Here is a 26,556-nt window from a genome sequence, read left to right on the forward strand (position 1 = left end):
TTTTAACAAAAAACTACCCGTTAAAAGTAAAAGGAATTTCTAAATATGTTGGCTTTCAGGTATTTGAATATATGAAAAGTTATTAACCGAAAAAATGTTAATTAATTTTATTTTTAAAGTTGCAACATTAGGATGAAAAAAAGGTCAGAATTAGGAAAGGTGTTGTGTTTTGATGTGTATTTTAACATTTTCCCTTTCTTACGTAAGAAAGAGAAAATGTTAATATGTTTATGAATTAGATTTTTCTAAATACCGTTTTAAAAGTGTATTTGTTGAAGAATCATGCTCAGAGATTTGTTTTGTATTAATTTCTGATAAGATAGTACTAGCTAGTTGTTTTCCTAATTCTACGCCCCATTGGTCATAACTAAAAATATTCCAGACTACTCCTTGAACAAAAATACGTTGTTCGTACATGGCTACTAATGCCCCCAGACTTTTAGGAGTAAGTTTGTTTACTAATATTGTGGTCGTAGGCTTGTTACCTGCAAAGATTTTAAAAGGGAGTAATTGTTCTATTTTTTCTTGAGATAAAGATGTTGAGCTTAACTCCTTTGAAACTTCAGTCTTGGTTTTACCATTCATTAAGGCTTCTGTCTGCGCAAAGAAGTTTGCCATTAACTTATCCTGATGATCTTGATCTCCAAACAAAGCATTTTTAAAACCTATAAATTCTGCAGGAATTAATTTGGTTCCCTGATGGATCAATTGAAAAAAAGCATGTTGAGCGTTGGTGCCTGGCTCTCCCCATATAATAGTACCTGTTTGATAAGTTACAGATTCTCCATTACGATCTACACTCTTACCATTACTTTCCATAATACCCTGTTGTAAATAGGCAGGTAATCTATGCAGGTATTGAGAATAAGGAATAATAGCTTCACTTTCTGCATTAAAAAAGTTGTTATACCATATACTTAACATACCTAAAATAACAGGAATATTTTTTTCAAATGGTGTGGTTTTAAAATGTTCATCCATTTCATAGGCACCGGCGAGTAATGCTTCAAAATGTTTGTAGCCTACAGAAAGACTTATCGATAATCCGACAGCGCTCCAAAGAGAAAAACGTCCGCCAACCCAATCCCATAAGGGAAAAATATTTGAAGAATCAATACCAAAATTAGTAACATTCTCAATATTACTAGATACTGCTACAAAATGTTTGCCTACAGCTTCTATTGGAGCATGTTGTGTAAACCAATTTCTTGCAGTTGTAGCATTGGATAAAGTTTCCTGAGTAGAAAAAGTTTTAGAAACAACTACAAATAGCGTTGTTTCGGGGTCTAAATTTTTTAAGCTTTGATGTACATGATCTCCATCAACATTAGAGATAAAATGAACGTTAAGGTGATTTTTGTAATAAGCAAGAGATTCAGTAATCATAGCTGGACCAAGATCAGAGCCTCCAATACCTATGTTTACAATATCGGTAAAAGCTTTGCCTTTGTATCCAGTGCGACTTCCAGAAATAATTTCATTACTGAATGCCTTTATTTTTTCTTTAACGGTATCAACTTCGGGGATTATATTTTTTCCATCAACAGTAACTGTGTTTGTTGAAGGCGTTCTAAGTGCGGTATGTAATACAGCTCTATTTTCAGTTTCATTAATAATACCTCCGCCAAAGTAGTTATGTATTGCTTCTTCTAATTTAACCTCTTTTGCAAGTTCAAGTAGCAGGGCTCTGGTGGTTTGATCAATTCTGTTTTTAGAATAATCGATATAAAAATCTTCCCAGGCAATAGAAAAAGCTTGCGCTCTGTCTGGGTGTTCCAGAAACAAATCCTTTAAGTGTGTGTCTTTTATGGTCTCATAATGAGATTTAAGTGCTTCCCAGGCTTTTGTGGTGGTGGGATTAATAGTTGGTAATGTCATTGTGTTTATAAAATTTCTTGTGGTTTAAATTGTATGCTGTCTAATGTAGCTTTTATGGGTTCTATAAAAGTAAAAAACTTAGGGCGAAGACTATCTGACAATGGTTTTGAAGCAGGGAGGTCTTGTTTGAAAGGGTCGACTTCTTTACCATTTTTCCAAAATCGATAGCAAACGTGAGGCCCTCCTGTGTTACCAGTCATACCTATATAACCAATAACATCTCCTTGCCTTACAAATTCACCTACTTTTACTGCTTGTCTGCTCATATGCAGATATTGAGTATCATAGGTTGCATTATGTCTTATTTTTACATATTTTCCATTGCCTCCTCTGCGTTCTGATTTGGTAACAATTCCGTCTGCCGTGGCTAATATAGGAGTTCCTATAGGTGCAGCAAAATCTGTTCCCCTGTGAGGTCTTATTTTATTTCCGTAGTATTTGATTCTTCGTCTAAGGTTATATCTTGAAGAAATTCTACTGAATTTTACAGGAGCGGTAAGAAATGCTCGTCGTAAATTGTTAGCTTCTTCGTCAAAATAATCTACTCCCCCTGTTATCGAATCATCTTTAAATCTAAATGCATAAATGGGTTTGTTGATATGCTCAAAATAAGAAGCTTTGATTTGATCAACCCCTGCAGGAATGGTATCATCAATAAACTTTTCAACATAAATGACTTTAAACCTATCGCCTGCTTGTAATCTTGTAAAATCTATAGTCCAGGCGTAAATATCTGCCATATTGTATGCAACCAGAAAATTGAGATCTAAATCATCAAATGTTTGCATTAGGCTACTATTAATAATCCCAGATGCAGTTTTTTCTACAAGTTTTACCGGTTTTTTTCTTTTTTTGGCAATTATACTATCTCTAAAATCAATTACAGTGTAATCGATTTTATTGTTCTGATATACAAATACCTGCGCTTTTTCTGTAGTATCTTTTGATTTAAGGAGCATATATGGTTTTCCAGCCATAATTCTTGCTACATTAAATGTGTCTTTAATCTTATTTGTAATTTCGAATACTTTAGTTCTACTTATGCCATGAGTATCCATAATAGCTCCAAAACTATCACCGGGTCTAATGGTGTCTTTCACAACATTAAAATTATCTAGAACATAGCCAAATTCCTTAATTACAGGAGGTGCCTTTTTTTCTTCAACTACCTCTGGAATAGTGACTTTAGTTTCTTTTTTTTCTTTTTGACATGAAAATAATACTACCACAATTAGTAGTAAGTAACCTATTTGTTTCAACTGACGACTATTTTATTTTGCGGTATTAAATTGATGAGTAACCCATTGTTGACCCCAGTTTTCTTTTTCTTCTTCATTCCAAAGATTAGGGAAAAACATAATTCTTTGAAAGCTAGGAGGTAAGAAACTTTTCCAGTTTGTTCCTCCCGTGGCCAAAACTTCGCCTTTATCTTTATTAAGGTATCTAAAGGCGGCACCCATATGCATTAATAACCAATTAATATTCACATTGGTGTCAAAAGTACGTAATGCTTCGATAAGGTGCACATTATTTTGCTCTTTTTCTGGTAGTTCGAGATATTTATGGAATATTGTGCTATGTTGTACTTGTTTAGCAATACGCATCATTCTGGGAGTATACCGATATTCGAATTGTTTAAGAGTAAGTGTTTTTTCACCTGTTTCTTTATCAGTTGCACCAGATTTCCAGTATAAATGCTCAAATACTTCCCCAAGAGGGTCTTTTTCTGAAAATTGGGTTCTCTCCTTTGTATTTACAAGATTTGATAAAGGAGTGGAGTAAATTTCAATAAGTCTGAATTGTACAGATTGAAATCCACTGGCAGGAAGAAGTGACATTCTATATTTAAGAAATTGATCTCTATCCATTCCTTTTATCATGACATCAAAAGAGTTGATTAAAACTCTAAAATATCGATTTACCCTATTGATTTTGGCAGTAAAGAACTCTGCAGTTTGTAATTTATCATCAATAATTTGCTTTAATTCATGTATAATGAGTTTAAAATAGAGTTCTGTAATCTGATGATAAGTGATGAATATTTCTTCGTCGGGGAAATGTGTTCTGGGTATTTGTAAGCTTAATAGCGTGTCAAGATGTATGTAATCCCAATAGGTAAGATAACGATCATGAAGAAGACCATCTAGATATGATCCTAAATCTTGACCAGAGTTTTTAAATTTTTTTTCTAATTGCTTTATTTTCTCAGCAATTTCGGGTTTGATGATTTCACTCATTGATCTATTACAATTTTGAATGGGTGTTTGAGTCCTTTAAATGCATCCAGGTCAGCTTTTATTGAGCCAACAAGGATGTCAGCTTTTATTCTCACTGGCATTCGGTTGTCATCATCACTTACCCATACAGTCATACTTTCTTCTTCTTTAAAGATTCTATCAGCTTGTACATAAGGCCTGAACTTTAAACATGCAATTTTACCCATTTTAGTTTTAATGATCTCTCTTCCTAAGAATTTTAACTTAAATCGGTAGTTTTCGTTATCAAAAAACATGTTTACATATTGTTCATCTCCTTTTTTTAATGAAGTTGTATTGATATTATTACGCAAATAATAAAAAGAAGACATCATATCCTGCACATTAGACTTTACAGGGAAAGATTTTTTGGTGTTATATTTTTTGTTAAATACTAAAGCTTCGCTTTGGTTGTGATCAAAATTAATTTCTATATCCTTAGTATGCCCTCCTTCATTGATTTTTCGAATAAACCTGTAGGGTTTAACTTCATTTTTATCGATATAGGTTTCATAATAATCCTCAACTTTAAAAAACACACTTAAAAGACCAGTAGATTTACCAGTGCCTACTACATGATGAACAGGCTTGTTATTGATAATATCATCTTTAACTTCTAGTGTTGCATAGCTTGCTGTAAAAACTCCATAATGGATCCTGAATCTAAACCATTCACCTGCATCAAAGGCTTTATGGCTTTCCTGAGCTATTGCAGGAAGAGCGATTATAACCAAAAGGCAAATTGTGATATACTTTTTCATAGTTTAGGGTATTGTTGAATTTGATATACATGCTAAATTGGTGATGTAAATACAATATCCATTCCAAAAGTACTATTTAATGTGAAGAGATAAAAATGAATACTGTTATCAAATGTAAAAATATGAACAAAAAAAGAGAGCCACCACAGCTCTCCTTTTTACTTTTATTAACCAACTAAAAACTTAAATTATGAGAATAATTATTGTTTTAGATATAAGTGGTAACCACTCCACCTATGATTACAAAAATGAACTTTTTTTGCATAATTATCAAACGAAAACGTTTTTTTATTATGAGTTTTAACAAAAATTTATAGTAAGTCGTCTAAAAATTGCATATTCCTCAAAATTTAACAAAAGTGGTTTTAATCTATAAAAAGGAATATATTCGATGTTTTTTATAAAGTACCTCTTTGTTGTTGCTCTCTTTCTATGGCCTCAAATAGAGCTTTGAAATTACCTTTTCCAAAGGATTGAGCTCCTTTACGTTGTATGATTTCAAAGAACATTGTAGGACGATCTAAAACAGGTTTGGTAAAAATTTGAAGAAGATATCCTTCATCATCACGATCAATTAAGATTCCCAATTCTTTTAATGGGGCAAGATCTTCATCTATTTCACCAACTCGATCCAGTACTGTTTCATAATAACTCGCGGGAACAGTAAGAAATTCAACTCCGCGATTTTGTAATGCAGAAACAGTCTCAATGATATTGTCTGTTGCTAATGCCATATGTTGTACTCCTGCACCATTATAGAAATCAATATATTCTTCGATTTGAGATTTTTTTCTACCTTCTGCAGGTTCATTGATAGGAAACTTGATTCGTCCATTACCATTACTCATCACTTTACTCATTAGAGCAGTATATTCTGTAGAAATATCTTTGTCATCAAAAGAGACTAGTTGTGCAAACCCCATTACTTTGGCATAGAACTCACACCACTTATTCATTTCATTCCAACCAACATTACCTACCATATGATCGATAAATTTTAAACCTGTAGATTCTGTTGTATATGGTTTATTCCATGGCATATAACCTGGTAAGAATGCTCCATGGTAATTTTTTCGCTCTACAAAAATGTGAACTGTTTCTCCATAGGTGTGGATCCCTGAAAATACAACGCTACCATTTTCATCTTCCTCTACCTTGGGTTTCATGTACGATTTTGCTCCTCGTTTAATGGTTTCTTCATAGCTTTTAGTAGCATCATCCACCCAAAGAGCCACTACTTTTACTCCGTCACCATGTGCATTGATGTGTTTATTGATGTCACCATCTGGTTGTAAAGGAGAGGTAAGGACTAATCGTATTTTATCCTGTTGCATCACATATGATACTTTGTCTTTTCTACCAGTTTCTAAACCGGCGTAGGCTACTGGTTGAAATCCCCAGGCCGATTGGTAATAATAAGCAGCTTGCTTGGCATTACCAACATAAAGCTCTACATAATCTGTTCCAAGTAGCGGTAGGAAATCTTCTGCTTGAGGAACTACTTTTTCTAAATCCTGAGGTGTTATATTAGTCGACATATTTTTTGTTTTTTTAAATTAGATAATGAGAAAATTGTACTGTGCGCTGGTTGTTTTTAGTCAAAACTTACCACATAGCTCTAAGGTGGGCTGTAATGTCTTTTCTATAATTTAGCATCATTCAGATTGTTTAAATTCTTTCATTATTCATTTTCTAATGGTTTACTCTAACCATGATTTATGATACTCTTCATCAGCTATTTTCATGGCCTCTTCGGTAACCATTAAAGGTTTAAATGTGTCGACCATAACAGCTAATTCATCGGTTTTTGTTTTACCAATGCTTCGTTCTGCTGCTCCTGGGTGAGGCCCATGTGGTATTCCTGCTGGATGTAAAGAAATATGACCAGCATCAATATCGTTTCTGCTCATAAAATCACCATCTACATAATACAATACTTCATCACTATCAATATTACTATGGTTATAGGGAGCAGGGATACTGTCTGGGTGATAATCATATAATCTAGGTACAAATGAACAAACTACAAAAGCATCTGTTTCAAAAGTTTGATGAACTGGCGGTGGTTGATGAATTCTTCCTGTTATTGGTTCAAAATCATGTATTGAAAAAGCATATGGAAAATTAAAACCATCATACCCTACAACATCAAATGGATGTGAAGCATATATCATATCAAAAATCTCATCTTGCTTTTTTACTTTGATCAAAAAGTCCCCTTTTTCATCATTTGTTTCTAATTCATAAGGAGCTCTAAGATCTCGTTCGCAGTATGGAGAATGTTCTAATAATTGACCAAACCAGTTACGATATCTTTTTGGAGTGTAAATAGGTCTTCTGGACTCGACTATAAATAAACGATTATCAGTAGAGTCAAAATCAAGTTTATAAATTGTTCCTCTTGGAATAACAATATAATCACCGTATTTAAAATCGAGATTTCCTAAATGACTACGAAATTTACCACTTCCTCGGTGTACAAAAATCAATTCATCTGCATCTGTATTCTTATAGAAGTAATCAGATGTAGATTCTTGAGGTGCAGATAAAATGATACTCGCATCACTATTAGTCAGGACATTTTTTCTGCTTTGTAAATAATCTTTTTCAGGATTTATTTTAAATCCATGAAATCGATAGGATTTAATATTGTTATTAATTGCTATTTTGGGAGCTACGCTATAACTTCCTTTAATTTCTTTTACTTGTGTTGGCCTTTGACAATGGTATAGATTAGTTGACATTCCGTCAAAACCTATTGTTCCGAATAATTGTTCGTAGTAAAGACTACCATCTGGTTTTTTAAAGATAGTATGGCGTTTGGGGGGTATTTTTCCCAGGGTGTGATAAAAAGGCATGATGTTGCAAGTTTAAGGTATTAACTATTTTCTAATAAGACAATAAATAGCAAGTCTACCTTATTCGGGATTGCGCTTAATAAGGTAGTGTAATAATAATAGTAAATCCTGCCAAAACAAGTTCATAATATTACAAATATCGTAAATATTTCTGTGATTTAAGCTATTAGTATCATCCATTTAAAACCAAAAACCAACACTAAAGAACCATAGACTTTCATCTAATTCTGGAGAATACGTATATTTTACTTGTATTGGGCCGGCAAAAGTATCCAGACCATACCCTAAGGCATATCCAGAATATTCTGGATCTTCGAACCATCTTCCGGTACTAAATAATTTGTTACCGGCATTTGCAAAATTAGCTGATGCATTAAGATGATGGTTTTTTAATATTTCGTAATCAGCTGTTATCAATGCTTTTGCAAAGCTTTGCCCGGTTATTGCTAAAAAGTCATAGCCATAGAAAGGGATGAAGTTATTAATGGTTTTAGCTCCAAAACCACCAAGTAGAAAGTCAAGTGAATTAATAGCATTGTTTCCTATTTTGGTTCCTGCTTCTGCCGTAAAATTTAAAGTGAGATTTTTGTATAGTGTAGTGGCATACCCTAATTTTGCTTTGGCAATAGAAAACTCATCAAAACTATTTGTAAAATCAGAAGAAAAAAGATAAGTATGAATATCACCTTCGAACATGATTCCTCGTTTTGGAAAATATTTATTGTCATAAGTATCTAATTTGATATATCCTAAAGCACTCCAATAATCACTATTATCAAAGACAGTTCTCGGGATTTGGTTTTCATCTTCTCCAAATGTTTCTGAAATTATCCTAAGCCTTTTATATTCGGCACCTAGGCCTACAGAGAATGTTTGTCTAAAAGGTGTTTCAACATAAGCCTGAACATTAAAATCAGTATAATCGATATCAATTGTATTAATATTTAAGTCTGGGATTTCTCCAAATTGACCTATAAAGTCAAAATCAAATGCCTTCTTAAAATTGTTATAGCTGTATTTTAGTCCCGGACTTAGGTAGAACCCTTTGTAGATATGATAATCCAGATTATATCGGATATTATCTCCCAAAGCAGCATCTAGTGATAGAACATCGTTATTAAAAAACAATCCTTTACGAGTTACATTGACTAAAGCAGCAGTTTTGTATAAATCATCATAATGCAATGCAAAGCGTAATAGCATTTTATTTTCACTTTCTGTAACAGAAAGCTTGAGTTGCTTGCCTTCTTTTGTATCTACTAATCGATGACTTACACGATCAAAATTTCCTGTAGCGGATAGATTGTTTATTCCTTCGTTTAGTTTTTCATAGGTTGTGACCCGAGGAACTTTTAATTTTAATTTTCCCTTGATATAAGATCTGGTATATTTTTTATTACCAGATATGGTGAGACTATTAATTACAATAGTTTCAGAGTTTTTAGGAATTCTAGCTCTTGGGGCAGTTGGTTTTTGACGCTTTTTTATAGCTCTTAGTTTTTCAAAACTATTAAAAGCTGCTTTTTCACCACTGGCTATTATTTTATCGGCTTTGTCAAATGACATTACAGAAAACGCTTTAATAGATGGTTTAATATATACATCAGTTTCAGAAACTTTTGCTTTCATAGCATTGTAAGTCCTGAAATTACTGATTTGTAACATAATATTGGTTACAGAGTTTAACTCTTCTTTAGAAAGTAAACTGTCTTGTACATCAACACCTATAACTATTTCTGCTCCTTTTTCTCTTATTTCCTTTACAGGATAGTTATTGGTTACTCCTCCGTCAGTCATTAGTATTTCATTTAACTCTACGGGACTAAAAATAGATGGCAAAGCTCCACTTGCAGCTACAGCTTCAGGTAGATATCCTTTGTCTAAAAGTACTTGTTCTCCTGTTTCAATATTAGTAGACATGCAGAAAAAAGGAATAGGGAGATCATTAAAATCATGTATATCATTTACATGAGCAGTATATCTTGAAAACTGGTTGTAAAAATTTTGCCCTTTAGACAAACCTTTAGGTAAACCAATTTTAAATTTATCAAAAGGTAAGGTGATTGCGTATTTTTCAGAATCTTCACGTTCATAAAAAGTCTTAGCATCTCTGGGTAGTTCGTCTTGTATAAATGCATTAAAATCCACTGATCTAAATATGGAATCGAGTTCTGATGGACGATAACCAGAAGCATATAGTGCTCCCACTATTGCTCCCATACTAGTTCCTCCTATATAATCTATGCGAACACCTGCTTCTTCAATTACTTTTAAAGCACCAATATGAGCCAGACCTTTTGCGCCACCACCACTTAAAACCAGTCCTACTTTTATGTCTTCTTGAGTAGATGAAGTATTAGGAGAACTTGTAACCTCTTTTTCTTGACCGCGAATGATATATGGACAGCAGGTCATTACTATAAGTATCAATCTGATCAAAAAGAGTTCTAAGGGGTTGTGTCTGTCCACGTTTATTCTTTTTTAGAAAGATAGTAATTAAACACTTTGGTTGCGCGAGAATCACCTATCACTTCACTTAATTCGCTTTTAGAAGCTTCACTTATTCTTTTTACAGATCTAAAAGTCTTAAGTAATTCTATAACCGTTTTTTCTCCGATACCTGGAATCACATCTAATTCTGTATCTAATGCCGCCTTGCTTCTTTTTTGTCTGTGAAAAGTAATTCCGAATCGATGTGCCTCATTACGTAAGTGTTGTATCACTTTTAAAGACTCTGATTTTTTATCCAAATAGAGCGGAATAGAATCACCTGGATAGTAAATTTCTTCTAATCGTTTGGCAATACCAATAATTGTAATTTTTCCTCTTAATCCAAGATCATCAAGTGCTTTTAATCCAGAAGAAAGTTGTCCTTTTCCTCCATCCACAATTACAAGTTGAGGTAAAGGTTGCTCTTCTTCTTTTAACCGTTTATACCGTCGATAAACAACTTCTTCCATAGAGGCAAAATCATTAGCACCTTCTACTGTTTTTATATTAAATTTTCTATATTCTTTTTTGCTGGGTTTTCCATTTTTAAAAACTACACAGGCAGCAACGGGATTGGTTCCCTGGATGTTCGAATTGTCAAAACATTCAATATGTACAGGCTCTACTGGTAATCGAAGATCCTTTTTCATTTGTGCCATTAAACGCTTTACGTGTCTATCTGGATCAATAATTTTGATTTGTTTAAAACGTTCTAGCCTAAAGTATTTTGCATTCCTTAAGGAAAGATCTAAAATTTTCTTTTTGTCCCCTAATTGGGGAACTGTAATTTTTAATTTTTCACCTAAATCCAATTCAAAAGGGACAAATATTTCTTTTGATTTAGAACCAAAACGTTGACGTAATTCGATAATTGCTAATTCTAAAAGCTCAGCATCAGATTCGTCCAGTTTCTTTTTAATTTCAGTAGTATGTGATCGTATAATAGATCCATATGATAATTGAAGAAAGTTTACATATCCATAGGATTCATCTGAGATAATCGAAAACACATCTACGTTGCTAATTTTTGGATTAACTACTGTAGATTTTGCTTGATATTTTTCTAAAACTTCTATTTTTTCTTTAATCCGCTGCGCATCTTCAAATTCCATCTTCTCTGCATGTTCTGCCATTTGCTTTTTAAAACGACCAAGAGAATCTTTAAAATTACCTTTTACAATTTGCCGAATAGCTTCAAGGTTATCCATATATTCTTTCTCATCCTGCAAGTCTTCACAGGGGCCTTTGCAATTTCCTAGATGATACTCAAGACACACTTTATATTTACCATTATTGATTTTTTCCTGAGATAAATCATAATTACATGTTCTAAGTTGATATAACCCTTTGATAAGATCTAATAACGTATTTACAGTCTTAAAATTGGTGTATGGGCCATAATATTCTGAACCGTCTTTGATTAAGTTACGAGTGGGAAAAATTCTGGGGAAACGTTCTTTTTTAATACATATCCAAGGATACGTTTTATCATCTTTGAGCATTACATTAAAACGAGGCTGATGTTTTTTGATGAGATTATTCTCTAACAATAATGCATCGGTCTCTGTTTCTACAACAATGTGTCTTATAGAGTGGATTTTTTTTACGAGAACTTTGGTCTTATAATTATCATGATTCTTATTAAAATAAGAAGACACTCTTTTTTTTAAGTTTTTTGCTTTTCCAACATAGAGTAATTTATCATCTTTATCATAATATTGATATACTCCAGGTCCAGTTGGTAGTATTTTAATCTGTATGTCTAAAGTGGCTTCTTGCATAATCCAATGGTAAAGTTAAGGGTTTACCGTAATTGTAAAACAAAGATTGCGGATTTAATTTTTGTTAAATCAGTATAAAAATAACACCATTTATTAAAAAAGAAGGATAACATACAATGCATCTTGATTTTTATTACATTAGTAGTCCCAATATCAATCATATCTTTTGGAAAAAGAAAAGAAAATAATTGGCAGGACTGATAAAGCAGATTTTCCTCTTTTAGAATTGAAAAATATCGATGCTAAAATCGATACAGGAGCTTATACATCGTCAATTCATTGTATAGATATCAAGGAAATTGATCAAACATTACAATGTAGTTTTCTTGACCCGATGCATCCAGAATATAATGGCAAAAGATTTACATTCAAAAATTATGATATTACTGCAGTAAAAAGTAGCAATGGTAAAGTAGAAATGCGATTCACTATTAGAACACAAATTATCGTATTTGGTAACACATATCCAATAACGTTCACATTATCTCCACGTGATGATATGTGTTTTCCTGTATTGATAGGGCGTAAATTTTTGAGCGGAAAATTTTTGGTAGATCCTCAATCAGAAAATCAGTCATATAATCAAAAATTGTAATGAATATTAAGATTTTGTCGCGTGGTGCGAATTTATATTCGACTAATGCACTTGTTCAGGCTGCAGTAAAGCGTAAGCATAATGTACAGGTAATAGATCCTTTAAATTGTGATATTGTAATTGAGAGACAAAAACCTGAAATTTATTATCGGGGAAGAAAATTAGACCATGTTGATGCTGTAATTCCGAGAATAGGATCTTCTATTACTTTTTATGGAACTGCTGTGGTTAGGCAGTTTGAAATGATGAATGTATTTACTACTTTAAAATCACAGGCACTGATACAATCCAGAGATAAATTAAGAAGTTTACAAATTTTGTCTAAGGCTGGTTTGGGGCTTCCTAAGACTGTATTTACTAACTATTCTAAAGATGTTTCTGAAGTAATTTCTCATGTGGGAGGAGCACCATTAATTATTAAATTGTTAGAAGGTACTCAAGGCTTAGGTGTAGTTTTAGCAGAAACTAAGACGGCGGCAGAATCGGTTTTAGAAGCTTTTAATGGATTGCAGGCTAGAGTTATTGTTCAGGAATTTATAAAAGAAGCAAAAGGAGCAGATGTTAGAGCTTTTGTTGTAGATGGTCAAGTAGTAGGAACGATGAAGCGACAAAGTAAAGAAGGGGAGTTTAGGTCTAATTTACATAGAGGAGGTACAGCATCTGTAATTAATTTGACCAGACATGAAGAACAGGCTGCTATTATGGCCGCAAAAGCATTAAAAATGGGTGTAGCAGGAGTAGATCTGTTACAAAGTAATAGAGGACCTCTTATTTTAGAAGTGAACTCTTCTCCAGGGTTAGAAGGTATAGAAACTGCAACTGGAAGAGATATCGCAAAATCTATTATTCGTTACATTGAAAGAAGTTTGTAATACAATGACAAAAACAACTAATAATAATGTACTTAGTATTCTGGGAAATGAAGTATTACCCGGAATTAGTACTACCATAAATTTTAATATAGCAAAACTATATACTTCTACCAAGGTAGAAATACCAATCATTATAGAGAGATCAAAAATACCCGGCCCAACTGTACTTATTACAGCCGGTATCCATGGTGATGAAATTAATGGAGTAGAAGTTGTACGACAAATCATAGCAAAGAAAATCAATAAACCTGCAAAAGGCAGTATTATATGTATTCCTGTTCTTAATGTATTTGGTTTTTTAAATATGAATCGTTTTTTTCCTGATGGTCGTGATCTCAATCGGGTTTTTCCTGGTACCAAAAATGGCTCTCTTGCAAGTCGTTTTGCGTATCAATTTATAAATGATATTTTACCTGCTGCAGATTTTTGTTTAGATTTTCACACTGGTGGGGCCAGTAGGTTTAATGCGCCACATATTAGAGTAGATCCCAAAAACGAGAACCTCGTCGCATTGGCTAAAATTTTTAATGCACCATTCACCTTATTATCTAAAAACCTAGAAGGTTCCTATCGGTCGACCTGCGCTAAAAAAGGAAAGAATATATTATTGTTTGAAGGAGGAAAATCTCAAAACAGTAGTAAGGAGATTGCCATAGAAGGGGTTCAGGGAACGATGAGGATATTAAGTTACCTGGGTATGCTGAAAACTGAATTTGAAGTACCTGTTCGAGATTCTGATACCTTGCTAATTAGTACAAGCTTTTGGATAAGAGCAAAATATAGTGGTTTGTTACATATTAAAATACCTATTGGGAAACACGTCAATAAAGGTGAGATTCTAGCAACAATTACAGATCCTTACGGTAAAATGAGGCATGTTGTAAAAGCTACAAATGAGGGGTATGTAATTAATGTAAACGAAGCGCCTATTGTATATAAAGGAGATGCTATTTTTCGCATTACAAAGGAATTAGTAAATGAATAAGAAAGAGCTAAGGACACATTATAAAACATTACGATCTCAATTAAGTGATGAAGAAGTTGAGAATTTAAGTGTAGATATCGCAAATCAATTACTTCAATTACCAATTTGGGAAAAATCGTATTATCATATCTTTCTTCCTATAGAAAAACAAAAAGAAATCAATACAGAATATATTCTTCATATTCTTCAGGGAAAGGATAAAAATATACTAGTGTCCAAAAGTAATTTTGAAAATAATACGCTAGAGCATTTTTTACTAACAGATGGAACCAAATTAGAAGTAAATTCCTGGGGAATTCCTGAGCCAGTAGATGGAATCCAAATACCAGAAAAAAAAATAGAAGTAGTTTTTATACCCTTATTAGCATTTGACCATATTGGTAATCGTGTAGGATATGGTAAAGGTTTTTATGATAAGTTTTTAGCCAAATGTAATTCTGATACGTTAAAGATCGGACTTTCATTTTTTGATGCAGAAAAAGAAATTCAAAATGTAATCCCTACAGATATAGGTCTCGACCTTTGCGTTACTCCAACAGATATATATAATTTTGGGAATTAATTAACATTTTTTGTGTTCTATGATACTTTGTGCTATATTCGAGACTTTTAATTGTTAGTAGCCCCTTAGAATGTCCCAAAATATAGAGCGTGTTTGCATCATAGACGATGACAATATTTATATAAGTTTAGTTCGTAAAATTATTGAATTAAAAAAACTATCAGATGTAGTTTTGGTTTTTAATAATGGTAGAGAAGCGTTGGATTTTTTTCTAAAATCCCTTGGCGATGAACAAAAAGAAGAAGTTCCTCAAGTAATTTTGTTAGATCTCAATATGCCTATAATGGACGGATGGGAGTTTTTGAATGAATTTTCTAAGATTAGAAATAAGATTAGTGAAAAAATAGACCTTTATGTGGTTAGTTCTTCTATAGATTCTAGAGATATAGAACGAGCAAAAGCGATAGATGTAGTATCTGACTATCTTACCAAACCCATCAAATTGAATGACTTCGAAAGGATACTAGTATGATTTAATAAAAGTCAGAGCTTGTTATTGATTTCTCTAGTTACCATATAACCTCGTTATAACAATTTATAAGGAGAAGGTATTTTAAAAAAGGGTATGAGGGATATCTGTTGTCATCTCTTAAAAGCGAGAAACTACTAAACGGTATAATTTGGATGTCTCATAATCAATACATAAACCTACATCTTCAAAAGTATCATATTCTATTTCTTCGATCTCAATAATTACTTCAATAGTGAAATTTCCAATATCTGTTGGGTATCCAGAGATTTCGATAGTATCACAATCATATATATAATAATCTAAACCTCTTGGAAGATCTAAAATAAATACATCAGAAATACAATGATCAAAAGGAATCTTTGCCGAAATTAATTCAAAATAATCCTCCTCATAACTAGCTACAGATAATTCCTTATCCCTAAGCTCTGTAGTAGTGCCAAATACACAACGTACAGTATCTTCGCAGCCGATAGATAAAAATACAGCTAATACTAATAGCATCTTAAATGATTTCATAAGGTTTTATCATGAATAAGTTGAGCTCTATATTTATCAAGAGTTATGCCAACCTTTAGCCTCATTTTCTTTCTGATCTATGTCTGCTGCGGAAACTACTGGTATAAGAAGTTAGAGAATACCGATAAAAAAAGGAAATTATAATTATCTTTTTGAAATCATTTTTTTGGAAAAGCTTTTTTATTGAAGATAATCAATAAGAAAACTCCAACGCTTATTGCAGAATCAGCAATGTTGAATACTGGATCAAAAAATGAAAAATGATCACCGCCCCAAAAAGGAATCCATTCTGGTAGGGTATCATCGTAAAATGTGAATTGGATCATATCAACCACTTTACCATAAAAAATGCTTTCATAACCACCACCTTCAGGTAAAAAACTTCCAATCGTTACTGGTGTGCTTTCGCTAAATAATAAACCATAAAATATAGAATCAATAATATTTCCAAATGCCCCAGCAAAAATCAATGCTATACAAAAAGTAAGAATTGCGGGGCTATTTTTGCGAACCGAATCATAAAGCCAGTATCCAATCCCAGTAATAGCTACTAGTCTAAATAAAGAAAGTACTAATTTTCCATAACTCCCAGGAAGTTCAAAACCCCACGCCATACCTTTGTTTTCGACAAATATGATACGAAACCAATCAAATACCTTCACCTCTTCATGAAGAGAGAAATGAGTTTTAATATAGATTTTGGTGATTTGGTCAATCAGTAGAACTAAAATTATTACTAAAATAGATTTCTTTAAAGACATATAAGTATTGGTTTGTTTGGGTATTAAAACCGACGGACAAAAATAGTGTTTTATTTTGTTTTATAGATACTTATGTTTTTATGAGTTTTTAATTTTAATATTATACCCCATACCCTTTGATTTTAGGATTGATAGACCCAAAAAATGATTGCCCTATTAGATAAAAATTATAGGTACTATTTAGCTTCAAGAATCTGTTGCGTATATTGGATCCATTTGTGATCAGGAATGCTTTTATGGATATAATAATCAGGTTGAATACCCTTATCATCTATTGTCATTTCTGGGATTCTCATGCTTTTGGATATACTGTATCCGAGCTTTAAATCTTTACATGGAAAATCGGCTAAATGCATATTAGAAATGTCTAGAACTCCAACGGTTGTGGTTCCGAAAAGCTTAACTTTTTTGCTTTGTTTGGCAGCTAATAAAAATTGTTCGGCCGTGCTTCCATTGCCTTTGTTGATCAGTATTGCAACATTTTGAGGAAAAGAATAAATGGTATCTAATTTTTTTGTTTTGACTATGTTATCATTAAGGTTAACAAACTCTCCCATATTTTTATTTAGTTTTTCTAAACTTTCCTTTGCCCATTTTTTATCCTTATCTGACCAATTTGGATCTTTCATGAATTTTTCCATTCTACTATTATTTAGAGGGGTGGAGAGCAATTTGACCCCTACAGTTCTTATGGGATTAGTGTATAAATATGGAATAATTTTCTCATAAGAAATATCGCTGCCTCCACCGTTATTTCTAATGTCAATGATGAGGTTTTTCTTACTAGTTAATTTATCGTGATTCGCCAGTATAAGACTATCAATACTTTTTTTATTAGAATGAGAAAAAGAAGGAATTCTAAACAGTATTGTGTTATGACTTAATTCCTTGATTAATGGAGTAGGAGTTTTAATAAGGGAATAGTGTTCTTCGATTGTTTTGTCAACTTCAAAGTTTGGTTTTAATCTCTTCAGGGTTATAGAGCCTATTTTTAGATAATTATTTCCTAATAATTCTACTTCTGTAAAATTTCTTACAGAATGATTTCTCATATAAAAAGTAGCTTCTTTTTTGTTGCCTTTAGTGTTTTTAATTCTAAATTTCACTTGGTTTTTTCTCCAGTAGATTCCATCAGCTTCAAGTATAAAGCCAACATAATCTTTTTCGGTTTTAATAACTCCTATCTTATAAGGTTTGGATTCCCAGATCCCTTCATAACCTGGTTTGCTAAGTTTAGAAATGTATTTTTCAAAAGCTACTTCCTCTATTTTGTATTTTTCCCAAGTACTAAACCGTTTAATAATTTCTTCTTCTGTTTGGTTTTCTTGTTCTACATTTTCCTGGATGATTAAATGTCCTGATCTAAAAAATAATAACCAGTTATTCAGTACAGAAATACATTCCCCTTTTTGTTTGATTGCTTTTACGCTGTTCAGGGTTTTTGTATTATGAGTTTTATATGCATTTTCTCCTTTTTGTTCTAGAGCATAGGAAAAACCAGCGTCATTTTCTTCAAATGTTTTTTTAAGCCAATTAAAATTATCTTCACAAGAACATTGTTGCGAAAAACCAAAGGAAGTAATAAAAACGAATAGAAAGGATAACTTTTTCATAGCAATTACACTAATAAAACCCCACTTTTATCTTTTGAATTAAAATCGAAATCACAGTGGTAAAGTGAGGTTTTTGAATTAACACTTTTGAAAATAATTTTATTGTTTTCTCAGGAAGATACTACCGCTTATAGTTTTAAGATGTAATTCGTTTTTTACATCTCCAAAAGTGCCGGTTACTTTACTTCCTACCACACGGTTTTTTCCATGATCAAATTCCATATCTTTATCAGAATAAATCATTCCAGAAATAGTTTCGGCTTTTAGTTTTGATTTGGCTACATTAATATCAATATCTCCACTTATAGTTTTTAGATTTAAGTCTCCGTTATAGTTTTTGATGTCAATATTTCCACTTATAATATCAACAATCAACTCTCCCTGGTAATTCTCAGATTCGACATCTCCAGAAATACTTTTTACTCTTAACGTTGAGCTTTTTGGAAGATAAAGAGTATAGTTGGCATCAATGTCTAAGTTGTTACAAGGGTTCCAATTGTTATTACGATTAGATCCTCGCTCTTTATTCCATTTGTCAAATAAATCTCCATAATCTGACTCGATATCAAGCACAGAGGATGTATTTTCTATTTTCAGATTAAAATAATCATCAAATTCGCCGCCGTTAACACTAACCTCTGCCTTTAAATATATATTATTCTTATCCCAGGTTTTTATAATAATATTATCAGCGAATTTGAATTCTACCTTAGTTAGACTGGTAGGAGTTTTAAGTTCTTTTTCGATTACTTTCTGTGCATTTATTTGTAATGAAACAAGGCACAATACCATAAATTTTAATACAGTTTTCATATGAGTTGTTTTTTGATTAGTGCCGAAACAAGTTCGGCATGAGTTGATGATGACCTCTTTTATTTTTTTCTTAAATAAATACTTCCTGTGGATGACCTTAGAGCAATGTCCACTCCTCCGTTATTGATTTTGGTATTTATTGTTCTTCTTCCCCCGACTACTTTCATGTTATTATTTTCAGCAGGAAATTTTATATCAAAATCGGTATAAATCTCTCCCATAGATGTCTTTAATTCTAAATTGGCTGGTGTTCCCGAAGGTAAACTTACATCGATGTCTCCTGTAGCAGATATAATAGAAATAGGAGATTTCTGGCTTACCTTATTAAATACAATATTAATCTCTCCTGTTGCAGTTTTGGCAACAATAGGCCCTGTGACATCTTTTAATGTGATTCCACCTACATTGGTTCTGGCTTCTATTTCAGAGGAAAATCCGTTAAAAAATAAGCTTCCCAGGTTACTGCTCTCTGTTGTTATATGAATATCTTTAGGAAGATAAATTTCTAAAATTTTACTATGCATATTTTTTAGATTTCTAATAACAAGAGTTTCTCCATCCTTTTTGACATATATGCCAATTCCCGTATTATCGCTCCCACCAGAATAGACAGCTTTGAGTCCTTTTGCTTTTTCGGGTGTTTTTCTTCCATCCCCTTTGATCAAAAGCTCACTTTTGTCATGGGTTTTTGCTTTCACTCCTGATTCTGAAGAGATTCTTACCTTTTTTATACCTTGTAAAGACTGAGTATAATCTTGTGCCTTTAGAGTTCCTATGGTTAGAAGTGCGATTGCTATAATTGCTATTTTTTTCATGATTATTTGTTTTCTGATTGAAATTTTTAAATTAAACTTGGTAATCCAATTTTTACTTGATCTTTTACATAATCAGGTGTTTCTTCATTCTGAAGTAATTTTTCCATAGAAGGAATTGCGCGTTTTTCCTGAATGGATACTAATATTTGAATTAATTCAATTTGCATACCTGGATCTTGTTCTTTATCCAGAGCATTAATTAATGCTTTGCGAACTATTTCGTTATCCGAAAATTTTGCAAGTGCTTCTGCTGCAGCTAGTCGCACATTAATATGATCGTCAAAATGCATTTTATTAATTAAAGCGTTTAAGATATCATTTCCCGGTTTTTCAAACTCTTCTGCGTAGTTCACCGCTTGTAAACGCTTACTTGCAGATTCATTTTCGATTAAAGAAATGGTCATTGTTTGCTTCATTTGTTTTTTTTCTTTTTCTAGTACTGCCATTTCTTGTGAGAAAGATGTTGTATTCTCGTGTTTTCCATAGAAATACCCAGAAATAACAAGCGCAATAGTTGCAGCGATCTGTAAAGCGATTTTCCAGGAACCTTTGCTTTTTTTGTTCATTACAATGACTTTTTGATCATTGTTTAGTTCTTTTTCCTTTGCCAACATTTGTTCAAAGTTTATTTGTAAACTTTTGTCTGGAAATTGTATAGGATCACTATCCATAGCTTCAAAAACAGTTTGAAGTTCTTGTAAATCGGTACTACAATTTTTACAACTTTGGAGATGTGCATCAAATTTTTGATGTGTTTCATGATCCAAATTGCCATCTATATAATCGATGAGTTGATCTTTTATGTGGTTACAGTCCATGACTTTCTATATATTTTGTAAATAATGATCTTTTAATTTATGAATAGCTCGATGTACTTTGGTCTTAACTGCTCCAGCAGTTGAGCCTGTAATCTCAGCGATCTCTTGATATTTAATGCCTTGATATCTATTCATAATGACTAACTCTCTATCAACATTGCTTAGTTGATTCAATGCTCTTTTTAGTTCTTCATTAGTTTCTTTTATATCCATTTGATCAGGCTCCTTTTGTTCTATCTTGTATTCAATAGTATCAAATCGTTCATCTTTATTTTTTTGACGCTGATAATAATCAGTAAAAATGTTTCGAGCAATAGTATAAATCCATGATGAAAACTTTCCCTTTTTATAAGAAGCTCGATACTTAATCGCTTTGTAAAAAACTTCTTGTGTGATATCCTGACTAACCTCTTTATCTCTTGTCATTTTAAATAAAAAGTTAAAGATCTTAATGTGATACCTGTCAAAAAGAACACTCATCATATCCAAATTACCATTGGATACCAGAATCATTAATTCTTCGTCATTTAGATTTTTCAAGATGTTACTCTTTTTTGGTTAGCTTCTATTACTTATACCTTAAATTTTAAAAAAGGTTACATGAGATATAAATTATTTTGCGATTTTATTGATTAAAAATTGATTTTAATCAATAAAAGCCTTGATTAAAATCATCAGATTTATTGATTAATGGTGAATGTTGATTTTTTTATAAATGTAATTTTGACACATAAAAATGTTAACCAAATTTAAATTGTTATGAAAACCACAAAGTTACGTATACATCGTGTACACTTAAAAGGATCAATTTTAGTAGTATTTTGTATAATACTATTATCTATTTTAACTTCCTGTGAAGGGGAAGAGACAATACAAGAACCAATTGTAGATAATACCAATAGCAATACTCGTGGAGTAAGTGAAATGGAACTTGCAAATATCTACTATGGAAAATCTTCATCTACAGATTGTAATTTTGAATATGAAGGTCTTGAAGGACCTGAGTTTTGGGCTAATCTTTGCGGAGATGAATGGGTAGATTGTGGAGGTAATGCTCAATCTCCTATTAATATTATTACTAGTGCTGTTACTGAAGACGGTAGTATTAATAACATAAATATTAATTATGGTGAAAGCACAACAGATATCATTAATAATGGACACACTGTTCAGTTCAATTATGATATGGGTAGTTATGCATCTCTTGATAATATTAATTATGACCTTCTGCAGTTTCATTTTCATACGGGTAGCGAACACACTGTTAATGGTAAAAGATATCCAATGGAAATGCATTTGGTACATCAAGATCCCATTACAAAACTATTGGGAGTAGTTGGTGTTTTCTTTGAAGAAGGAGAAGAAAATGATGTTTTAGAGGAATATCTTGATGACTTACCAGAACAGAAAGGTGATCATTTTACCAATACATCTACATTTAAGGTTGAAGATTTATTACCAGGGGATATGGATTTTTATACATATGGAGGTTCGTTAACAACTCCTGGATGTTCAGAAATTGTAACTTGGTTCGTTGTAAAGGAATCTATAACAGCATCTACAGAACAGTTAGAAAAGTTTGAAAGTATCATGCATAAAAATTATAGACCAACACAAGATTTAAATGGTAGAATAGTGAAAACAAAGAGTTAAGATGGTTATTTACTTAGGTTAAGTATTAAGACCGTTTAAAACATTTTTAAACGGTCTTTTTATAAATACAAAAGGATGTCTATTAAGACATCCTTTTGTTATACTAATTTAATTTGTTTCTTAGCTCTGCATATTCTTTGCTTCAATACTCAACGTAGCATGCGGAACTAATTTTAACCGTTCTGGATTAATTAATTTACCCGTTACACGACAAATTCCATAGGTTTTGTTTTCGATTCGTAATAGTGCATTTTTTAAATCACGTACGAATTTTTCTTGTCTAATGGCAAGTTGCGTATTAGCTTCTTTAGACATTGTTTCACTTCCTTCTTCGAAGGCTTTAAATGTTGGAGAGGTATCATCTGTACCATTATTACCATCATTTTTATATGCACTTCTAAGTAATTCCAAATCTTTTTGTGCTTTTTCCACTTTATCAAGGATAATTTCCTTGAACATCGCCAAATTAGCGTCACTGTGCCTTACTTTGATATCTTCTGCCATATTCTTAATGTTTTTTAATTATCAATTGAGTTGCAATGTCGTCAAACGCAATTTCTGTACCGTTTATTACATCCGAAGCAAATTCAATTGTCTCAGTTAAGGTTTCATTTTTAATATAATTCTCATTACTAGCAATAGCTTCCTGGATTTCTTCATTTTCCTGAAAAACAATTTCTATTTTATCAGTTACCTCCAGACCACTATCCTTACGAATATTCTGAATACGATTAATAAGTTCTCTTGCAATTCCCTCTTTTTTAAGATCTGGACTTATTGTTACATCTAATGCAACAGTCAAAGCACCAGAGTTTGCTACTAACCAACCCTCAATATCTTGAGAACTGATTTCTACATCATCGGTACCTAAAGTAATAATTTTATCATTAATTTCTACATCAAAACTGCCAGTTTGTTCAAGAATTTTGATGATTTCTTGATCGAAAGATTGTATCTTATTGGCAATCAGTTTCATATCTTTTCCGAAACGAGGGCCTAATGCTTTGAAATTAGGTTTGATTTGTTTTACTAGTATCCCAGAAGCATCATCAATAAGTTCTATTTCTTTAACATTGACTTCACTTTTTACCAAATCAGCAATATCATTTATCTCCTTTTTTTCAGCTTCATTTAGCACCGGAATCATTATGCGCTGTAATGGTTGACGTACTTTGATCTTTTCTTTTTGACGTAAAGAAAGCACCAAAGAAGAAATAGTTTGTGCCTTTTGCATTTTATGCTCAAGTGCTTTGTCAACAAAAGTCTCATCATATATTGGAAAATGAGCAAGGTGAACACTTTCTGATGTTTCTTGTTGAGTACCGGCTACCAAATCCTTATACAATCGATCCATAAAAAATGGTGCGATTGGAGCTCCAAGCTTAGTTATTGTGAGCATACAGGTATATAATGTCTGATAGGCAGAAATCTTATCTTGTTGATAATCTCCTTTCCAATATCTTCTTCTACTTAATCTTACAAACCAGTTACTTAAGTTTTCTTGCACAAAATCAGAAATAGCTCTTGCAGCTTTTGTAGGTTCATAATCATTATAATATTCATCTACATTTTTGATTAATGTGTGTAACTCACTTAAAATCCAACGATCAATTTCTGGACGTTCGGCTAATGCTATATCAGCTTCGGTATAGGAGAAATTATCGATATTAGCATATAAGGTAAAGAACGAATAGGTGTTATAAAGTGTACCAAAAAACTTACGCCGTACTTCTGCAATACCTTCAGAATCAAATTTTAAGTTGTCCCAAGGGTTGGCATTGCTAATCATATACCAACGAGTAGCATCAGGGCCATAGGTTTTTAAAGTTTCAAAAGGATCAACAGCATTGCCAAGTCTTTTAGACATTTTCTGACCATTCTTATCCAATACCAAGCCATTAGAAACTACATTTTTATAAGCTACATCATCAAAAATCATAGTGCCTATTGCATGTAAGGTATAAAACCAACCACGAGTTTGATCCACTCCTTCTGCAATAAAATCAGCTTTTCTTTCACCTGATTCTACTTTTTCTTTATTTTCAAATGGATAGTGCCATTGCGCATATGGCATTGATCCAGAATCAAACCATACATCAATTAAGTCACTTTCGCGATTCATTGGTTTTCCTGATGCAGAAACTAAAGTGATTTTATCAACTACATTTTTATGAAGATCTACTTTATTATAGTTTTCTTCACTCATATCACCAATTACAAAATCGGCAAAAATATCAGCTTCCATTACTCCCGCTTCTATAGCTTTTGCCATCTCTGTTTTCAATTGTTCTACAGAGCCGATCATAAGTTCTTCTTTACCATCATCTGTTCTCCAGATAGGTAAAGGAATTCCCCAGAAACGAGAACGAGAAAGGTTCCAGTCATTCGCATTAGCTAACCAGTTACCAAATCGCCCTTCTCCTGTAGCTTTGGGCTTCCAATTGATACCAAGATTAAGTTCGTGCATACGATCTTTAAAATCAGTAACTTTTATAAACCACGAGTCCAGAGGATAGTATAATACAGGTTTATCTGTACGCCAACAGTTAGGGTAACTGTGTAGGTATTTTTCTACCTTAAAAGCTTTATTTTCTATTTTAAGTTTGATAGCGATTTCTACATCTACAGATTTCTCTGGAGCTTCTCCATCGTCATAATATTCATTTTTTACATATTTACCGCCAAGATCTCCCATTTCCTTAATGAATCGACCTTGTAAGTCAACAGTAGGAACAAGATTGTCGTTTTCATCCATTACTAATAATGCAGGGACTTCTGGAGTAGCTTGTTTAGCAACAAAAGCATCATCTGCACCAAAAGTAGGAGATGTATGTACAATACCAGTACCATCTTCTGTAGTAACAAAATCACCAGCGATTACTCTAAATGCATTTTCTGGATTATGATAGGGTTGTACATAGTCAATAAGTTGTTTATAACGAATATCAATAAGGTCAACTCCTTTACATTCTTTTAAAATGAAATAAGGGATTTTTTTATCTCCTTCTTTAAAAACATTAACTTCTTCTTCGGTCTCTACCTGAACAAATTTTCCAGAAAATTGTTTCCCTACTAAGTTTTTAGCAAGAATGACATTAGTGGGCTCAAAAGTATATTGGTTCAATGTTTTTACAACAACATAATCAATTTTTGGACCAACAGTTAATGCTGTATTTGATGGAAGTGTCCATGGAGTTGTTGTCCATGCTAAAAAATAAATTGTTCCTTCAATATCTTTAAGAAAAGAAGGCAACGTATCTTGTTTGGTTTCGAATTGAGCAACAACCGTAGTATCTGTAACATCTTGGTATGTTCCTGGTTGATTAAGCTCATGAGAACTTAATCCTGTTCCTGCCTTAGGAGAATAAGGTTGTATTGTATAGCCTTTATATAATAAACCCTTATTGTAAATTTGTGAAAGTAACCACCATACACTCTCCATGTATTTGGATTTGTAGGTGATATATGGATCCTCCATATCTACCCAATATCCTATTTTTTGAGTAAGGTCATTCCAGATATCGGTATATCGCATAACGGCTTTTTTACAAGCTTCATTATACTCTTCTATCGTGATCTTTTTACCAATATCTTCTTTGGTAATACCCAATTCTTTTTCTACTCCAAGCTCAACAGGAAGTCCGTGAGTATCCCATCCTGCTTTACGTTGTACCTGATATCCTTTTTGTGTTTTATAACGACAAAAAATATCTTTAATAGCACGTGCCATTACATGATGAATTCCAGGTAATCCATTTGCCGAAGGAGGGCCTTCGAAAAAGACAAACGGTTCTGCTCCATCACGCTCACTAATACTTTTGTCGAATATGTTATTCTGTTGCCAGAAGTCTAGTATTTCGTTAGCTACTTTAGGTAAGTCAAGTCCTTTATATTCAGGAAACTTCGTGCTCATTTGATCGTTCTTTCTATTAAGTCTGCGAAAATAAGGATTTTCTGGAAAAAAGAAGCCTGAAATGATACCGTGATATAAAATAAATGTTAGGTAAATATGATTTTTTAACAAAGCTTTTCTTTTTTTGGCAAAAAATCATTAAAAA

Annotated in this window: 23 protein-coding genes; 6 read left to right on the plus strand and 17 right to left on the minus strand. The window is 32.6% G+C overall.

Annotated elements, in window-relative coordinates:
- Positions 1-228: 228 nt before the first annotated feature.
- The 8 genes from pgi to uvrC form a co-directional block, all read right to left on the minus strand.
- The gene (gene pgi / locus PQF96_RS07155) at positions 229-1,878 is read right to left on the minus strand and encodes a glucose-6-phosphate isomerase (protein WP_271765564.1); all 1,650 of its coding nucleotides are present in this window, start codon (positions 1,876-1,878) and stop codon (positions 229-231) included.
- Positions 1,879-1,883: 5 nt separating this feature from the next.
- Positions 1,884-3,137, minus strand: coding sequence for a peptidoglycan DD-metalloendopeptidase family protein (locus PQF96_RS07160; RefSeq protein ID WP_271765565.1), 1,254 nt, complete (start codon positions 3,135-3,137; stop codon positions 1,884-1,886).
- 12 nt (positions 3,138-3,149) lie between these two features.
- Entirely contained in the window at positions 3,150-4,115 is a 966-nt protein-coding gene (locus tag PQF96_RS07165; protein ID WP_109434986.1) for a tryptophan 2,3-dioxygenase family protein, read from the minus strand.
- Entirely contained in the window at positions 4,112-4,894 is a 783-nt protein-coding gene (locus PQF96_RS07170; protein ID WP_109434987.1) for a DUF3108 domain-containing protein, read from the minus strand. The genes PQF96_RS07165 and PQF96_RS07170 overlap by 4 nt, the downstream gene beginning before the upstream one ends.
- A 398-nt stretch (positions 4,895-5,292) precedes the next feature.
- Positions 5,293-6,432, minus strand: a complete 1,140-nt coding sequence (gene hppD, locus PQF96_RS07175) for a 4-hydroxyphenylpyruvate dioxygenase (RefSeq protein ID WP_143916877.1) — start codon at positions 6,430-6,432, stop codon at positions 5,293-5,295.
- A gap of 162 nt (positions 6,433-6,594) precedes the next feature.
- On the minus strand, positions 6,595-7,752 hold the full coding sequence (locus PQF96_RS07180) for a homogentisate 1,2-dioxygenase (protein WP_109434989.1): 1,158 nt from the start codon (positions 7,750-7,752) through the stop codon (positions 6,595-6,597).
- 180 nt (positions 7,753-7,932) lie between these two features.
- Positions 7,933-10,221, minus strand: coding sequence for a patatin-like phospholipase family protein (locus PQF96_RS07185; RefSeq protein WP_271765566.1), 2,289 nt, complete (start codon positions 10,219-10,221; stop codon positions 7,933-7,935).
- Positions 10,222-10,223: 2 nt separating this feature from the next.
- Positions 10,224-12,023: an excinuclease ABC subunit UvrC gene (gene uvrC, locus PQF96_RS07190; RefSeq protein ID WP_143916876.1), complete on the minus strand. Its 1,800-nt coding sequence runs from the start codon at positions 12,021-12,023 to the stop codon at positions 10,224-10,226.
- Positions 12,024-12,189: 166 nt separating this feature from the next.
- Here uvrC and PQF96_RS07195 point away from each other — a divergent pair, with 166 nt between their 5' ends.
- From PQF96_RS07195 to PQF96_RS07215, 5 genes are all read left to right on the plus strand, one after another.
- Positions 12,190-12,618 (plus strand): ATP-dependent zinc protease family protein, encoded by a 429-nt coding sequence (locus PQF96_RS07195; RefSeq protein WP_271765567.1) that lies wholly within the window; start codon positions 12,190-12,192, stop codon positions 12,616-12,618.
- Entirely contained in the window at positions 12,618-13,490 is an 873-nt protein-coding gene (rimK, locus tag PQF96_RS07200) for a 30S ribosomal protein S6--L-glutamate ligase (protein WP_271765568.1), read from the plus strand. The genes PQF96_RS07195 and rimK overlap by 1 nt, the downstream gene beginning before the upstream one ends.
- Before the next feature lie 4 nt (positions 13,491-13,494).
- Positions 13,495-14,475 carry a succinylglutamate desuccinylase/aspartoacylase family protein gene (locus tag PQF96_RS07205; protein WP_109434994.1) on the plus strand — a complete coding sequence of 327 codons (981 nt, stop codon included), beginning with the start codon at positions 13,495-13,497 and terminating at the stop codon, positions 14,473-14,475.
- A complete protein-coding gene (locus PQF96_RS07210) occupies positions 14,468-15,037 on the plus strand; it encodes a 5-formyltetrahydrofolate cyclo-ligase (RefSeq protein WP_271765569.1) in 570 nt (189 codons plus the stop codon). Before PQF96_RS07205 ends, PQF96_RS07210 begins: the two co-directional genes overlap by 8 nt.
- A 70-nt stretch (positions 15,038-15,107) precedes the next feature.
- On the plus strand, positions 15,108-15,509 hold the full coding sequence (locus tag PQF96_RS07215) for a response regulator (protein WP_109434996.1): 402 nt from the start codon (positions 15,108-15,110) through the stop codon (positions 15,507-15,509).
- A gap of 117 nt (positions 15,510-15,626) precedes the next feature.
- On the opposite strand, the gene PQF96_RS07220 is transcribed toward PQF96_RS07215, so the two are convergent.
- The 7 genes from PQF96_RS07220 to PQF96_RS07250 form a co-directional block, all read right to left on the minus strand.
- Positions 15,627-16,025 carry a hypothetical protein gene (locus PQF96_RS07220; RefSeq protein ID WP_160114067.1) on the minus strand — a complete coding sequence of 133 codons (399 nt, stop codon included), beginning with the start codon at positions 16,023-16,025 and terminating at the stop codon, positions 15,627-15,629.
- 158 nt (positions 16,026-16,183) lie between these two features.
- Positions 16,184-16,786, minus strand: a complete 603-nt coding sequence (locus PQF96_RS07225) for a lipoprotein signal peptidase (protein ID WP_271765570.1) — start codon at positions 16,784-16,786, stop codon at positions 16,184-16,186.
- Between the two features lie 176 nt (positions 16,787-16,962).
- Positions 16,963-18,399, minus strand: a complete 1,437-nt coding sequence (locus PQF96_RS07230) for a S41 family peptidase (protein ID WP_271765571.1) — start codon at positions 18,397-18,399, stop codon at positions 16,963-16,965.
- Between the two features lie 99 nt (positions 18,400-18,498).
- Entirely contained in the window at positions 18,499-19,212 is a 714-nt protein-coding gene (locus PQF96_RS07235; protein WP_109435000.1) for a DUF4097 family beta strand repeat-containing protein, read from the minus strand.
- A 59-nt stretch (positions 19,213-19,271) separates the two neighbouring features.
- Positions 19,272-20,027 carry a DUF4097 family beta strand repeat-containing protein gene (locus PQF96_RS07240; protein WP_109435001.1) on the minus strand — a complete coding sequence of 252 codons (756 nt, stop codon included), beginning with the start codon at positions 20,025-20,027 and terminating at the stop codon, positions 19,272-19,274.
- A 26-nt stretch (positions 20,028-20,053) separates the two neighbouring features.
- On the minus strand, positions 20,054-20,845 hold the full coding sequence (locus PQF96_RS07245) for a HEAT repeat domain-containing protein (protein ID WP_271765572.1): 792 nt from the start codon (positions 20,843-20,845) through the stop codon (positions 20,054-20,056).
- A 6-nt stretch (positions 20,846-20,851) separates the two neighbouring features.
- Positions 20,852-21,385, minus strand: coding sequence for an RNA polymerase sigma factor (locus PQF96_RS07250; protein ID WP_143916871.1), 534 nt, complete (start codon positions 21,383-21,385; stop codon positions 20,852-20,854).
- Between the two features lie 219 nt (positions 21,386-21,604).
- Between PQF96_RS07250 and PQF96_RS07255 the strand changes: the two genes are divergently transcribed.
- On the plus strand, positions 21,605-22,498 hold the full coding sequence (locus PQF96_RS07255) for a carbonic anhydrase (protein WP_109435004.1): 894 nt from the start codon (positions 21,605-21,607) through the stop codon (positions 22,496-22,498).
- A 120-nt stretch (positions 22,499-22,618) separates the two neighbouring features.
- Here PQF96_RS07255 and PQF96_RS07260 read toward each other — a convergent pair whose 3' ends face one another.
- Together PQF96_RS07260 and ileS are read right to left on the minus strand one after the other, a co-directional pair.
- On the minus strand, positions 22,619-23,002 hold the full coding sequence (locus tag PQF96_RS07260; RefSeq protein WP_109435005.1) for a TraR/DksA family transcriptional regulator: 384 nt from the start codon (positions 23,000-23,002) through the stop codon (positions 22,619-22,621).
- A 4-nt stretch (positions 23,003-23,006) separates the two neighbouring features.
- On the minus strand, positions 23,007-26,411 hold the full coding sequence (gene ileS, locus PQF96_RS07265) for an isoleucine--tRNA ligase (RefSeq protein ID WP_271765573.1): 3,405 nt from the start codon (positions 26,409-26,411) through the stop codon (positions 23,007-23,009).
- Positions 26,412-26,556: the final 145 nt, after the last annotated feature.

This window comes from Aquimarina algiphila, from assembly GCF_947494415.1.
Classification (GTDB): Bacteria; Bacteroidota; Bacteroidia; order Flavobacteriales; family Flavobacteriaceae; genus Aquimarina; species Aquimarina algiphila.

Excerpts from the sequence above, each read along its gene's own strand:
- pgi (WP_271765564.1), bottom strand. The coding sequence starts at position 1,878 with ATGACATTACCAACTATTAATCCCACCACCACAAAAGCCTGGGAAGCA.
- PQF96_RS07165 (WP_109434986.1), bottom strand. The coding sequence starts at position 4,115 with ATGAGTGAAATCATCAAACCCGAAATTGCTGAGAAAATAAAGCAATTA.
- PQF96_RS07170 (WP_109434987.1), bottom strand. The coding sequence starts at position 4,894 with ATGAAAAAGTATATCACAATTTGCCTTTTGGTTATAATCGCTCTTCCT.
- hppD (WP_143916877.1), bottom strand. The coding sequence starts at position 6,432 with ATGTCGACTAATATAACACCTCAGGATTTAGAAAAAGTAGTTCCTCAA.
- PQF96_RS07180 (WP_109434989.1), bottom strand. The coding sequence starts at position 7,752 with ATGCCTTTTTATCACACCCTGGGAAAAATACCCCCCAAACGCCATACT.
- uvrC (WP_143916876.1), bottom strand. The coding sequence starts at position 12,023 with ATGCAAGAAGCCACTTTAGACATACAGATTAAAATACTACCAACTGGA.
- rimK (WP_271765568.1), top strand. The coding sequence starts at position 12,618 with ATGAATATTAAGATTTTGTCGCGTGGTGCGAATTTATATTCGACTAAT.
- PQF96_RS07205 (WP_109434994.1), top strand. The coding sequence starts at position 13,495 with ATGACAAAAACAACTAATAATAATGTACTTAGTATTCTGGGAAATGAA.
- PQF96_RS07210 (WP_271765569.1), top strand. The coding sequence starts at position 14,468 with ATGAATAAGAAAGAGCTAAGGACACATTATAAAACATTACGATCTCAA.
- PQF96_RS07215 (WP_109434996.1), top strand. The coding sequence starts at position 15,108 with ATGTCCCAAAATATAGAGCGTGTTTGCATCATAGACGATGACAATATT.
- PQF96_RS07220 (WP_160114067.1), bottom strand. The coding sequence starts at position 16,025 with ATGAAATCATTTAAGATGCTATTAGTATTAGCTGTATTTTTATCTATC.
- PQF96_RS07225 (WP_271765570.1), bottom strand. The coding sequence starts at position 16,786 with ATGTCTTTAAAGAAATCTATTTTAGTAATAATTTTAGTTCTACTGATT.
- PQF96_RS07230 (WP_271765571.1), bottom strand. The coding sequence starts at position 18,399 with ATGAAAAAGTTATCCTTTCTATTCGTTTTTATTACTTCCTTTGGTTTT.
- PQF96_RS07235 (WP_109435000.1), bottom strand. The coding sequence starts at position 19,212 with ATGAAAACTGTATTAAAATTTATGGTATTGTGCCTTGTTTCATTACAA.
- PQF96_RS07240 (WP_109435001.1), bottom strand. The coding sequence starts at position 20,027 with ATGAAAAAAATAGCAATTATAGCAATCGCACTTCTAACCATAGGAACT.
- PQF96_RS07245 (WP_271765572.1), bottom strand. The coding sequence starts at position 20,845 with ATGGACTGTAACCACATAAAAGATCAACTCATCGATTATATAGATGGC.
- PQF96_RS07255 (WP_109435004.1), top strand. The coding sequence starts at position 21,605 with ATGAAAACCACAAAGTTACGTATACATCGTGTACACTTAAAAGGATCA.
- PQF96_RS07260 (WP_109435005.1), bottom strand. The coding sequence starts at position 23,002 with ATGGCAGAAGATATCAAAGTAAGGCACAGTGACGCTAATTTGGCGATG.
- ileS (WP_271765573.1), bottom strand. The coding sequence starts at position 26,411 with ATGAGCACGAAGTTTCCTGAATATAAAGGACTTGACTTACCTAAAGTA.